This window comes from Citreicoccus inhibens (assembly GCF_019039035.1).
Taxonomy (GTDB): Bacteria; Myxococcota; Myxococcia; order Myxococcales; family Myxococcaceae; genus Citreicoccus; species Citreicoccus inhibens.
On the sequence record NZ_JAHNZT010000018.1, the window covers coordinates 116,352 to 128,816 of the forward strand.

A 12,465-nucleotide genomic window follows, 5' to 3' on the forward strand; every position below is an offset into this window, starting at 1 on the left:
GCAGCACCTTCAGGGCTGGCGCGGCTGGGCCAGGAAGGCGGACGTGCTCGCCTGCTGCGTGTTCCGGAACGCGATGCACAGGTCCATCGCCTCCAGGATTTTCGCCAGCGACCGCGCCCCGCCCTCGGCGTGCTGGCTGCGCTCCCGGTAGAAGGCGCTCACCTCGGCGCGGTGCTCGGCGTCGCAGTACCCATCCGTGACGAAGAAGAGCCCACGCACCAGCTCACCGGGGAGTCTCGCCGCGAGCGCGTCGTAGTGCTCCTTCACGAACGCATAGACGGTGTCGCGCGTGCGGTAGTCGGAGGAGGTCTGCGCCACGACAGAGAAGATCGTCTCTCGCGGGTCGAACTCGTCGGAGAGCAGCAACAGCGGGAGCTGCGTGCGGATCAACTCCGGACGCGTGATGCGCCCCAGCGCGGTGAGGAGCCTGTCGCGCACCGCCCAGTCCTTCTCCGTGCGCAGCGCCTGGAGCAGTTGGGCCTGCCACGCCGCGTCCGCGTTCACCGAGGCAATCGACAGCACCGTCTCCACCATGTCGGCCGCCACCGCGCCATGGTCCGCCATCCACTTCTGCGCCAGCACCCGCGCCTGCGCGCCGAGCACCGGGTCCTCGCCCACGCGGCCCACCAGTTGGGTGAGCTGCACGCGCAGCAAACGGACGTCCTCCGAATCATCCTTCCCCGGCACCAGCCCCAGCTTGCGCGCCCGCGCGCCGTACAGCTCGCGCACCAGCCGGACCCGCGCCTCGCGCTCGGCGTCCGTGCGCAACACGATGGGGCGCGCGAGGTCCAGCAGCGACTGCGACGTCATCACCTCCATCCGGTCCGAATCCTTGAAGCGCGACAACAGCCCGAGCGCCTCCGCCGTGGGCAGCACCCCCGCCTCCGCCAGGGCCTGCGCATCGCCGAGCAGCGCCATGCGTTCGGTGCGCGTCAGGTGCTTCAGCCCCTCGGCCTTGAGCCCCTCCCACGCCTTGCCCGTCACATGGGCGCGCAAGTACCCCGCGCCCTCCGCGTTGGGATAGACCCAGCCCGGACACGCCGTGGCCCCTGGCAGCGGCAGCGTGGCCTCCTCGGACTCCAGCACCGTGCAGGTCCGCAGCGTCTGGTCCTTCACGCCGTACTTGAGGCACAGCGGCACCTTCCAGGACTGCGCGGCGGCCCCGGTCGAGCCCAGGGGCAGGTAGCGCTGCTGCCGCAGCGTCACGCGCGGCGCGGGCCCCGTGCAGTCCAGCGAGACGCTCACCAACGGCGCTCCGCCCTGGTCCATGAACGAGCCCAACACCGGACCCACGTCGCGGCCCGCCGCCGCGGACAGCGCGGACAAGAAGTCCCCCGACGTCGCGGTCCCGCCCGCATGCGCGCGCACATAGCGCTGGATGCCCTGCCGGAACGTGTCGCGCCCCAGCCACTCCTCCGCCATGGTGAGCACCGAGCTGCCCTTGCCATACGTGATGCCGTCGAACGCGCTCGAGATGTCATCCACGGACGCGATGGGCTGACGCAGATGCCGCGCGGCCACCAACCGGTCGCTGTTGAGGGCGCGGCCCCGGACCTTCATCTGCTCCAGCGGCGCCTGCCACGACGGCTGCCACCCATCCACGATGCGCAGGGAGATCCACGACGCAAAGGACTCGTTGAGCCACAGGTCATCCCACCAACTCGGGGTCACGAGGTTGCCGAACCACTGATGCCCCAGCTCGTGCGCCTGGATGATGGCGAACGAGCGCTGCCGGTCGATGCTGTCGGCGCCCGGCGGCGCCAGCATGAGGGCCGACTGGAAGGTGATGAGCCCCGGGTGCTCCATCGCGCCCGAGTGGTGCGCCACCGACAGCACATCCAGCTTCTCGTACGGATAGGGCATCCCGAAGTAGTCCTCGATGCGCGCGAGCAGTTCGGGCGTCACCTTCGCCGCGTACTCGGCCTCCGCCACTCGGCCCCTCGGGGTGATGACCCGCGTCCGCACGTGCTTCTGGCCTGCCGGTCCAGCCTCCGCGACCTGGAACGGCCCCACGCCAAAGGCAATCAAGTAGCTGGGCAAGGGCTGCGTCCGCGCGAAGCGCACGACCTTGCCGCCTCCGGCCTCCTCGGACTCCGCTTCCACGTCCGTGTTCGACACCGCCATGACGCCCGCGGGCACGTGGAGCGTGAGCTGCCAGGGCACCTTGAAGCCCGGCTCATCGAAGGAGGGGAACACGCGGCGCGCGCCCAGCGGCTCGAACTGGGTATAGACATACCAATCACCGCCCTCCTCCACGCGAAAGGCGCCATGCGTCTCCGAGGAGGAGGCGGCGCCCTGATAGACAATGTGCATCCGCGCGGCTCCCGGCGCGAGCGGACGCCCGAGCGAGAACCCCAACCACGGCGCCTCGGCCCGGCCCAGCGTCACGGGGATGGATTGCCCCGCTTGCTCCAGCGAGGCGGACTTCACCGTGAGCGCCTCGCCGTGCAGCCACACCACGGACGCAGGCGCGGACACCTCCAACGCGATGTCCACCACGCCCTCGAAGGTGGGCGACTTGGGGTCCACCGTCAGCTCCGCCGCGTAGCCCGTGGGACGGACGCCCTCGGGAATGCGCAGGGCCGGCGCCGGAGGAAACTCGGCCTTCGCCACGACCGCGCGCGAGGACGGGGCCTCATTCGACGCGAGGCCCGAGCGCTGGGGAGCGCCACAGGCGACGAGCACGGAACACAGCAGGAGCAAGCGTCTGGACATCGGAATGGTCCTCTCGGCGACGGACAAGGCACGGCGGGTTGAACAGCGTTCGAGCATGGCTCCGCCAGGCCCACGGGCAGCGGGGCAGCAGAGGCAAGGCAATGACAGACAGCTCAGCCGCGGGGCACGCCCCCAGGGCGGGTGGCTATCTTTGAATCAAGAAGTCTGAATCAAGAAAAAGGAGGTCGCAGACACCATGCCCGACATCCCAGAAAGAGCGCCCCAGCCACCGAGCGAAGAAGAGCGCGAGCTCCAAGCCGGGGCCCTGGAGGAGGTCCCCGGCCACACGCCCCACGTGGCCGAGGGAGACGACGAGGATGCCCCCCAGCGGGAGCATCGCTATCCAGACCCCGACAAGACACCGGGCCGAGCGGAGGGCTGAAGGCCCGCCCGCCGCTCAGTCTGCGCGCATGGCCAACAGCGGGTCCACCTGCGTGGCGCGCAGCGCGGGGATCCACGTGGCCAGGAGCGACACGCCCGTCACGACCAACGCCAGCCCCCCGAAGACGAGCGGATCCGTCGTGCTCACGCCAAAGAGCAGACTGGAGAGGACTCGCGTCGACGCCCAGGCGCCCACGAGCCCCACCGCCACGCCCAGCAACGCCAGACGCATGCCCTGCCCCACCACCAACCGCCGCACGTCCGCCGGGCGCGCCCCCAACGCCATGCGGATGCCCATCTCCCGCGTGCGCTGGCGCGCCATGGAGGCCATGACGCCAAAGAGCCCCACGGCCGCCAGCAACAAGGACATGCCCGCGAACATCCCCACCAGCAGCGACACGAAGCGAGGCCGAGAGGTCGCCTCCTCCACCCGCTGCGCCATCGTCCGGACCTCTCCCACGGCCAGCCCCTTGTCCAACTCGGCCACGGCGGCGCGCACCCCGGGCGCCAGGGCCCAGACATCTCCGCGCGCCCGCGCCGCGAAGGACATGAAGTAGAACGTGCGCTGCAGCGCGGGCACATAGACCTCGGGCCGACTGTCATTCCCCAGCCCGTCGTAGCGAACGTCCGCCACCACGCCCACCACCGTGAGCCAGGGGGTGGACTCGCCTCCCAAGCGGATGCGCTGCCCCACGGGATTCACGCCCCCCCAGAACCGGCGCACCGCGACCTCATTGACCAGCACCACCGGCTGCGTCTGCGCGGTGTCGGAGGTCGCGATGTCGCGCCCCTGGCGCAGTGGGATGCCCAGCGTCGTCAGATAACCCGGCGTGACGCTCTGGAATCCCACCGAGGGAATGTCCGCGGGAGATGCGACCGGGCGACCGTCGAGCTCCAATCCCTCTCGGATCCCCGCGCCACCGAGGGGCAGGTCCGTCACGGCCCCCACGCTCATCACGCCAGGAAGGGCGGCCACCTGCTGGCGGACCTGCTCGAAGAACTCCGCCTGCCGCGCGGAGGAGTACTTGTCCGCGGGGAGCGAGAGCTTCCACGTGAGCAACGAGCCCACCTGGAAGCCCGGGTCCACCGCCTGCAAGCGCATCAGGCTGCGCATGAGGAGTCCCGCGCTGATGAGCAGCACCACCGCGAGCGCCACCTCGGCCACCACGAGCGCGTTGCGGGAGCGGCTCCGCGCCTCGGTCGCACGCCCATTGCCTCCGCGCCGGAGCACGAGGTTCAACTCGGGGGTGGACGCCTGGAGCGCAGGCATGACACCAAACAGCAACCCCGTCAGCAGCGCCACGCCCGACGTAAAGGCAAGCACCCGCCCATCCATCCGCACCTCGCCCACTCGCAGCAGGTCGGGCGGCATGATGTGCAGCAAGCCATCCAGTCCCCACATCGCCAGCAACAACCCGACCCCTCCGGCCACCAGCGACAACAGCAGGCTCTCCAGCAACAGCTGCCGCACCAGCCGCCCTCGTCCAGCGCCCAGCGCCGTGCGCACCGCCAGCTCCTGGCTCCGCGACGCGGCACGCACGAGGAAGAGGCTGGCCACGTTCGCGCAAGCAATGGCCAGCACCAACCCCACCGCGCACAGCAGCACCCAGAGCACCGGCTGCGAGTCCCCCACCAGTTGCTCACGCAACGTCACGAGCACGATGCCCGAGCGCGTGTTCTCGTCCGGATGGTCGCGCTCCAGCCGCGCCGCCAGGGTGGACATGACGCTCGCGGCCCGCTCAGGCGTCACGCCGGGCTTCAAGCGCCCCAGCACGCGCAGGAATGACGTGCCGCGCCGCTCGCTGAGGTCCTGCGCGCTCCCCAGCTCCAACTGGGGGATGTCCTTGATGAGCGCGGGCACCCACAGCTCGGGGGACGCCGAGCCCACGCCCTGCGGCACGATGGCCGGCAAGCCAAAATCAGGGGGCATCACCCCGAGGACCTCGTAGCTGCGCCCATCGAGCCGCACCGAACGACCGATGACTCCCGGGTCCCCACCAAAGCGCCGCACCCACAACCCATGGCTGAGCACCACCTCCAGCCGCGGCCCCTCCGCATCCGTGCGGGCCTGGAACGTGGTGCCCAGGAGCGGCGAGCGGCCCAGCACCTGGAAGTAGTTGGTGGACACGCTGGCCGCCGTCAACCGCTCGGGCGTGCCCTCCTCCGCGAGGCTCACCGGCAGCGAGGTGAAGGCCGCGAGCCCCTCGAAGACGTCGTTCTGCTCGCGCCAGTCCCGGAAGTTGGCGGGCGACACCGACGTCCGCCCCTCCTCCGGGAAGTGGCTCCACAACACCATCAACCGCTCCGCCGAGGGGTAAGGCAGGGGCGCCAGGAGCACCGCGTTCACGACGCTGAACATGCCGGTGTTCGCCGCAATCCCCAGCGCCAGGGTCAGCACCGCCACCGCCGTGAACATCGGCTGACGCAACAGCGAACGCGCCGCGTGACGAACTTCCTGGATGACGTCCCACATCAAAACCTCCTCGCAAGCCCACCGGACCCAGCCCGCCACAGCAAGGGCCAGGCCAAGGTGGGAGCGCGCGGCAAGTCACCGGAATCCCTTCGCCAGACAGGGCCGGGACATGCCAGCCATGGGAACCCACTTCCCAGTTCCGAACAAGCGGGCGCCGCCCCGCCACGAATCTGGAGGCCCCCGGACTCCTGCCACGCTTGGACAACCCGGACATCTCGTAGAGTGCGCGCGTGGCGAGACTCGTGGCGATGTTTGGACCGTGCAGGGGCGTGGCGCGGAGGCTGGACGCGGCGCTGGTGATTGGCCGCGCCTGCGAGGGCGGCTGGCGGCTGAGGGATGAGCAGGTGAGCCGCGAGCACTGCGCCGTCGAGCCCAATGGCTCGGGGCACACGCTGCGCGACCTGGACTCCAGCCATGGCACCTGGCTCAACGGGCAGCGGCTCCTAGCCCCCGCGCGACTGCGCCCCGGAGACCAGGTCTCGGTGGGCGAGAGCATCCTCGTCTACGAGCCCACCTTCGACGCCCTGCGCGCGAGCGACGGCGAGTCCACGGTGGTGCTCACCCGGAGCAAGCCCACGGCCCCCCAGCGCGCGCCCCCTCCGGGTCCCGAGGTCCTCGCGAGGGCGGGCGAGCTGGCCCTTCGCATCGCGAGGCTCGGCACACCGGACGCGCTCGCGGACATGGCCTTCGAGGCCCTCGAGTCCGCGCTCCAGCCCACCGCCCTGGTCCTGCTGCGCTTCAGTCCCCGAGGCCCGCGCCCCCTCCAGACCTGGCCCACGGGCGCCCACCTCACGGTGAGCCGAGAACTGGTGGGCGGGGTGCTCAAGGAGGGCTGTGCGCTCGCGATGACGGAGCCCCAGTTTCGCGCCGAGCCCGAGGCGCGTCACGCCCGGCTGGCCCAGCGCGCCGCCCACGTGCTCTGCGCTCCGATGTACGCCGGAGGCGCGCCCGTGGGCGTGCTCTGCGCGGTCCGCGACGAGCCCTTCCAGGCCGAGGAACTGGCCCTGGCGGGAGCGCTCGCGGGGGTGGTGGGCACTGCCTTTTCGTCACTCGTTCCGCCCACGCCCGCCGCGCCATCCCCGCCCTTGGTGGCGACCAGCGCGACCCTGCGCGACGTCTTGCGCGCGGTGGATGCCGCCGCGCGACTCCACACGCCCGTGCTCCTGTCGGGCGAGCGGGGCACGGGCAAGCAATCCCTGGCACGAGCGCTCCACGCCCAAGGCCCCCGCGCGAGCGGCCCCTACGTGGCGCTGCGCTGTGGCGCCGACACCTCGGAGCGCGCGCTGCTGGACGCGCTCATCCAAGCCGAGGGCGGCACGCTGCTCCTCGCGGACGTGACCGCGCTGCCCGCGCCACTCCAGGAGCAGCTCGCGCGGGTGCTCAGAGAACAGGTCCTCCATCACGCGAGCGCTCGCGCGAGCACCCCGGTGGACGTGCGCGTCGTCGCGACGACCCGCGAGCCCGCGCGCGAGGCGGTCCGCGCGGGAGCGCTGCGCGAAGACCTCCACCAGGGCCTCACCGCCACGGCCCTGCACGTTCCCCCGCTGCGAGAGCGCCCCGACGACGTGCTCCCCTTGGCCGAGCACTTCCTGTCGCGGCTCGCCCCTTCGTTGGGCCACACCCCGCGCGGCTTCACGGACGAGGCCCGCGCGGCGTTGCGTGCCTTTGCGTGGCCCGGCAACGCGCGCCAGGTCGCCAACGTCATCGAGCGGGCGCTGCTGCTCCTGCCTGGGACCTCGGCCTCCATCGGCGAGCGAGACCTCTTCCCAGAGGCACCCGCCCGCGAGCGCGCGCACGGGACGAAGGGCGAGGCGCGCGGAAGCTTCAGCTCGCCGCCGGCCACCGCGCGGTAACCCGCGCCCGACGCGGCGGCCGGTACGCGCCCGAGGGCCGACGCTTCGACTTCTGCCGCAGGAACCGCGTGACGTGCCGGCGGCGGTAACACGTCATCAATCGGTCTTCGTCGTTGAGCAGGAGAATCCACCCGCGTGACTGCCTCGCCAGGGAGGAGCCGCGCAGGTGCGCGGGCAGGTCTCGCTCCAGCACGGTCAGATGGGTGGCGCCACACGCGCGCGCGGGCGAGCCAAACTCGAGGATGAAGGCAACCACCTCCTCGCGGAGCCTCCACCGCGCGCACTGCTCGAGGAAGAGCTGGGTGAGGGAGAACATGGATGACGCGTGGCTCTGGCGCATGTCGACGACCTCCTGCCCTCCCCCACTACACATGCCGTTCCAACCCACGCGGCCCACGGATTCCGCACCCTTGCGAGGGCTTCCGACCCCCGTGAGAGACATTCCGTCAATCGCTTGCCCCATTCCCCCTGCCAGCAAGACACCGGCCCCCCCCGTGGACGCCGTCACCCCGGTTGGGCTAGCAGGAGCCCCATGCCGACGCTCGCCCTGGTCCGCCACGGCCAATCCCTCTGGAACCTCGAGAACCGCTTCACGGGCTCCGTGGATGTCCCGCTCACCGACCAGGGCCGCAAGGAGGCCCAACAGGCCGCGACGGCACTCCAAGGCATCACCTTCGACGTCGCGTACACCTCCGCGCTCAGCCGCGCGCAGGAGTCCCTCATCCTGCTGCTGGAGAGGCTGGGCCAGCTGCCCCCCATCATCCGGGACGCGGCCCTCAACGAGCGCAACTACGGCGACCTCCAGGGTCTGAACAAGGCGGACGCGGCGCGGCACTTTGGTGAGCCCCAAATCAAGCTGTGGCGCCGCTCCTACGACGTGCCACCGCCCAACGGTGAGTCCCTGCAGATGACCGCGGCGCGCGTGCTGCCCTTCTACGAGCGCGCCATCGCGGGCGACCTGCGCCTGGGCAAGAACGTGCTCGTGGTGGCGCATGGCAACTCCAATCGCTCGCTCATCATGAAGTTGGATGGACTGACGGGAGAGCAGGTCGTGGGCCTGGAGCTGGCCACGGGCAAGCCCGTCATCTACGAGATGTCGGTCGACGCGGCTGTCGTCGCCAAGCGGGTCCCTTAGTTTCCAAGAAGCACGACGGGCCTTGCGCCCGGCCTGGCCCCTGCTGGGGCCTCCGCCAGGAAGGGGCCTGCCCTCCTCGGGGATTGAATGAGCAGGCCGCCTGCCCGTCTGACGCAGCGAGTACACGAAAACAAGGACGCCGCCATGAAGGCCCTCACCCTCGCAGTTGTGATGCTCACCTCCGCCGCAGCCCTCGCGCAGCAGGCCCCGACCGTCGCGACGGGCACGCCCGCCCCCGCCGCGAAGTCCGCCGCGCCCACGGCTCCGGCCACCGCCGCCGCGAAGTCCGCCGCCCCCGCGGCCCCCGCCGCGCAGGCCCAGGGCTTCGGCCCGGACTCGGAGCTGATGCGCCGCCCGCCTCCTCCGGGTCGCCCCATCCCGGACGCGCCGGACTACCGCGAGGGCGAGAACGAGCGCTACCGGGGACGTGGGCTCGTGGTGGTGGATCGCGACGCCGTGGGCCGCAAGCTGGCGCGCCTGGAGGAGCTGCTCGATGACGCGATGGATCGCCGCGACGGCCAGGCGGCACGCAAGGCCCTGCGCCGCGCCCAGGATGAGCTGGAGGAGCTCCAGGAGATGCTCGCCAACGCGGCGCCCATCAGCACGAACGGCCCGACCCGGCCGATCCCGCCGCCGCCCCCGGTCGTGCAGCCCATGCCGGACGCCTCCTTCCAGCGCCTCACCGCGGCCATGGCGCGCGAGTCCTTCGCGGAGGACAAGATGCGCATCCTCACCAGCGCGACGTCGCGTGAGCACTTCGTGGTCGCCCAGGTGCTGCAGGTGCTCAACCAGTTCAGCTTCTCGCAGGACAAGCTCGAGGTGGTCCGCGCGATGAAGCCGGGCCTGCTGGACATGCAGAACAGCTACCAGCTCTACAACGCGTTCACGTTCTCCCCGGACAAGAAGCGCCTCCAGGAGATCCTCAACAACTGACGGACGCGCCCGCGGGCCGTCCTCCCGGGCGTCGCGGAGTCACCTCCGCGGCGCCCGTCGTGTTTTCAGCGTCCGTGCAGCGCGGTCCAGATGGCACGGGACTCCGGCGCGCTCACGGGGGCATGGAGGCTGGCCATCACCCGCCCCTCGGCATCGAGCGCGAGCACATAGGGCGTGCGACTGACAGGCAACTCCAGGCGCCGCGCCATGTCACCGTTCTTGTCCATCCAGGTGTCTGTCCAATACTGCGGCGGCACCTGTTTCCTCGCCCGTCCGCGCGCCGCGCCATCGCTCACGAAGAAGGGCGCTCGCACGGTGATGAGCGAGGCGCGATGGACCGTGGCGGGGACATGCGTCTGGGCGGTGTCGAACCAGGCGCGCATCGCCGGCCCCGCGTCCTTGTCCGTGATGATGACGACCAGGGTGGGCCGCCCCTCCAGTTCGCGGCTGTCATGCGGCTGGCTCCGCAAATCCCGGGAGGGAAACTCCGGCAGCTGCTGGCCCAACGAGGGGAGCGCCTGCACGGCGGGCGTCAGGGCGAGCGCGATGAGCACCACGCCCCGACGCCATCCTCCTGGGATTCCACGCCCCATCGAGCACCCGCTCCCGGCCCACAGGAGGGCCTCGACGGGAGCGTGCGCACTCGACAGTCCCCGCTCCAGTCCGGGCGGGCCGAGCAGCGCGGCGCTCGCACGCCGGAGCGTGGCTCAGAAGGCGGTGGACATGAACACGCCGCGCCCGATGGCCATGATGCCCCCGACAATGAACAGCAGGGACACGATGACCCCGGCCATCGGCAGCGCATAGCCCGGCGGCGTGCGGCGGCGGTTCATGGACATGCACACCTGCGCGACCACGGCCGCCAGCACCATCATCACGATGTGGCCGATGAGCGCCGGGTAATAGACGCGCGTGATGAGCACGCAGATGCCCACCAACACCTGCGTGTGCAGCAGCCCCGCGTAGGACGCGCCCAGGATGCGCCCCACCTTGTCGAAGGGACGCTGCGTCGCCAGGCCGAAGGCGAAGTACGCGACGGCGAGGACTCCCGCGAGCAGCACCAGGTAGCGCAGGCCGGAATGCAGATGGAAGAAGAAGGTCATGGGCGCTGCTTAGCAATCCGCGAGGCGAGACGCAGCGACTACGAGGGGTCCGCCTTCGGGGTCTTCTTCGTGCTGGCCGGCAACGCGGGCGCCGAGATGACCTCCGTCGGGGGCAACGCTCCCGTGAGGCTCTTCAGGAACGACACCAGGTCATCCACCTCGGGGTCCGTCAGGACGCGGCCCAACTGGTGCCGCCCCATCAGCCGCACCATGGTGGGCAGGTCCGTCACGCTGCCGTCGTGGAGGTACGGCCCCGTCTTCTCCACGTTGCGCAGCCCCGGCACCCGGAACTTGCCCAGGTCATCCTCTTCGTGCGTCACCTCGAAGCGCCCCGGGTCCTTGAGGCCCGGGAACGCCTCGACCAGCCCGAGCTTCTGGAACGACGTCCCGCCCACCGCCGGGCCGTTGTGACACGTGGTGCAGCCCGCGGACACGAAGGTCTCCAGGCCGCGCCGCTCCTGCTCGGACAGAGCACCGTGCTCGCCCATCAGGAAGCGGTCGAAGCGCGAGGCCGTGATGAGCTGGCGCTCGAACGCGGCGATGGCCCGCGCGGTGTTGTCGAGCGACACGGGCTTCGACTCACCGGGGAAGGCGGTGCGGAAGCGCGCCGTGTACTCGGGGATGGAGGACAGCGTGGCCACGACGCGCGCTGCGTCCGGCATGGCCATCTCCACCGGGTTGAGCATGGGCCCCTTCGCCTGCGCCTCCAGCGTGTCGGCGCGGCCATCCCAGAACTGCGCCACGTGGTGCGCGGCGTCGTAGACGGTGGGCGAGTTGCGCGTGCCCTTCTGCCCCCGGTGCCCCTCGGACAGCGCCTTGTTGTCCACGCCGTACGTGTCGAGCCCGTGGCAGGTGTTGCAGGACACGTCCTGGTTCTTCGACAAGCGCGTCTCGAAGAAGAGCATCCGGCCCAGCGACACCTGGGCCTCGGTGTCCTGGATGGTGGGATAGCCCCCCTTGGGAGGCTGGAACGCGGCCACCAGCTTCGCGGGCTCCAGGCGCGGGCGCGCCACGGCCTTGGGTGCCTCGGGCTTCACGCCGGCGACCGCTGGCTTCGCGGGCTCGCCCGAGCGCTCACAGCCCGCCAGTGACCCCACCCCCACCGCGGACAGCGTGAGCAAAGACAGCAACTGGCGTCGCGACCGCATGGAACATCCCTCCGCAGGGCTGGGTGTGGGCGGCCAGGGTAACAGCCCCCCGCGGCGCACCGCTTCCCGTGCCCCGGCGCCACGTGACGCCTGCTTCCCGCAGCCATCAGTGCCCCACGCGACGCCTCAAGGGACGCGCAGCGGCGCGTCACGCCACGCCGCGGGGCCTGCGGCCCTGGGAACAGCGCTCACCGACGCGGAGCCGGCAGGCCCGCCCGCCCTCGCGACGCTGGGGGACCGAGGCAGCGCGGCGAGCTGGGCATCCAGCACCGCGAGCGGTCCCCGCGCCCGTCCGGAGCGCACCGCCACCACGCCCGGTGCACGCGCAGGCTCGGCGGGGCGGCTCAACGCGGTGACGACCTGGTCCACGAGGAACGAGGCCAGCAGGCCCGTGGCCGTCCCCGCGGTGTCCCACGCCAGGTCCTTCAACGAGAACGTCTTGCCGCGCGCCAGGTCATACAGCTCCTTGCCCACGCCCGCGCCCAGCCCCGCGCCCGCGCCCGTGAGCCATCGCGCGGACGGCTCGTCGAAGAGGAGGGCCCCGGCGCCATAGCCCGCGCCGGTGAATGCCAGACATGCGCCGAAGTGCCTGGGCTTGTCCGAGCCGAACCAATCATCTCCCGAGGCCGCGAACACCGGGGACGCGAGCATCAAGGACAGCAGCAGCAAGCAGGACGGGCGCATGATTCCAGGCATGTAGCACCTCGCCGCCGGACTGAAACCC

Annotated in this window: 11 protein-coding genes; 4 read left to right on the forward strand and 7 right to left on the reverse strand. The window is 71.1% G+C overall.

Annotation, left to right across the window (positions count from 1 at the left end):
• Positions 1 to 9: 9 nt before the first annotated feature.
• Positions 10 to 2,715, reverse strand: a complete 2,706-nt coding sequence (locus KRR26_RS21265; RefSeq protein ID WP_217080676.1) for a M1 family metallopeptidase — start codon at positions 2,713 to 2,715, stop codon at positions 10 to 12.
• Positions 2,716 to 2,911: 196 nt separating this feature from the next.
• On the opposite strand from KRR26_RS21265, the gene KRR26_RS21270 reads away from it, so the two are divergent.
• Positions 2,912 to 3,097 (forward strand): hypothetical protein, encoded by a 186-nt coding sequence (locus tag KRR26_RS21270; RefSeq protein WP_120209311.1) that lies wholly within the window; start codon positions 2,912 to 2,914, stop codon positions 3,095 to 3,097.
• A 15-nt stretch (positions 3,098 to 3,112) separates the two neighbouring features.
• Here KRR26_RS21270 and KRR26_RS21275 read toward each other — a convergent pair whose 3' ends face one another.
• On the reverse strand, positions 3,113 to 5,569 hold the full coding sequence (locus tag KRR26_RS21275) for an ABC transporter permease (protein ID WP_120209312.1): 2,457 nt from the start codon (positions 5,567 to 5,569) through the stop codon (positions 3,113 to 3,115).
• Between the two features lie 230 nt (positions 5,570 to 5,799).
• Here KRR26_RS21275 and KRR26_RS21280 point away from each other — a divergent pair, with 230 nt between their 5' ends.
• A complete protein-coding gene (locus tag KRR26_RS21280; protein WP_217080677.1) occupies positions 5,800 to 7,422 on the forward strand; it encodes a sigma 54-interacting transcriptional regulator in 1,623 nt (540 codons plus the stop codon).
• Here the strand turns inward: KRR26_RS21280 and KRR26_RS21285 are convergent.
• Complete coding sequence (locus KRR26_RS21285) at positions 7,394 to 7,762, reverse strand: hypothetical protein (RefSeq protein WP_217080678.1); 369 nt, start codon at positions 7,760 to 7,762, stop codon at positions 7,394 to 7,396. The two genes, KRR26_RS21280 and KRR26_RS21285, sit on opposite strands and share 29 nt — an antisense overlap.
• Positions 7,763 to 7,954: 192 nt before the next feature.
• Here KRR26_RS21285 and KRR26_RS21290 point away from each other — a divergent pair, with 192 nt between their 5' ends.
• Together KRR26_RS21290 and KRR26_RS21295 are read left to right on the forward strand one after the other, a co-directional pair.
• Positions 7,955 to 8,557: a 2,3-bisphosphoglycerate-dependent phosphoglycerate mutase gene (locus KRR26_RS21290; RefSeq protein WP_120209315.1), complete on the forward strand. Its 603-nt coding sequence runs from the start codon at positions 7,955 to 7,957 to the stop codon at positions 8,555 to 8,557.
• A gap of 144 nt (positions 8,558 to 8,701) precedes the next feature.
• Positions 8,702 to 9,490 carry a DUF4476 domain-containing protein gene (locus KRR26_RS21295; RefSeq protein ID WP_217080679.1) on the forward strand — a complete coding sequence of 263 codons (789 nt, stop codon included), beginning with the start codon at positions 8,702 to 8,704 and terminating at the stop codon, positions 9,488 to 9,490.
• A 65-nt stretch (positions 9,491 to 9,555) separates the two neighbouring features.
• Here KRR26_RS21295 and KRR26_RS21300 read toward each other — a convergent pair whose 3' ends face one another.
• From KRR26_RS21300 to KRR26_RS21315, 4 genes are all read right to left on the reverse strand, one after another.
• Entirely contained in the window at positions 9,556 to 10,083 is a 528-nt protein-coding gene (locus tag KRR26_RS21300; RefSeq protein WP_217080681.1) for a hypothetical protein, read from the reverse strand.
• Positions 10,084 to 10,197: 114 nt separating this feature from the next.
• Positions 10,198 to 10,593, reverse strand: coding sequence for a hypothetical protein (locus KRR26_RS21305; protein WP_120209318.1), 396 nt, complete (start codon positions 10,591 to 10,593; stop codon positions 10,198 to 10,200).
• A gap of 38 nt (positions 10,594 to 10,631) precedes the next feature.
• Positions 10,632 to 11,741, reverse strand: a complete 1,110-nt coding sequence (locus tag KRR26_RS21310; protein ID WP_120209319.1) for a cytochrome-c peroxidase — start codon at positions 11,739 to 11,741, stop codon at positions 10,632 to 10,634.
• A gap of 126 nt (positions 11,742 to 11,867) precedes the next feature.
• Complete coding sequence (locus KRR26_RS21315; protein WP_120209320.1) at positions 11,868 to 12,437, reverse strand: hypothetical protein; 570 nt, start codon at positions 12,435 to 12,437, stop codon at positions 11,868 to 11,870.
• Positions 12,438 to 12,465: the final 28 nt, after the last annotated feature.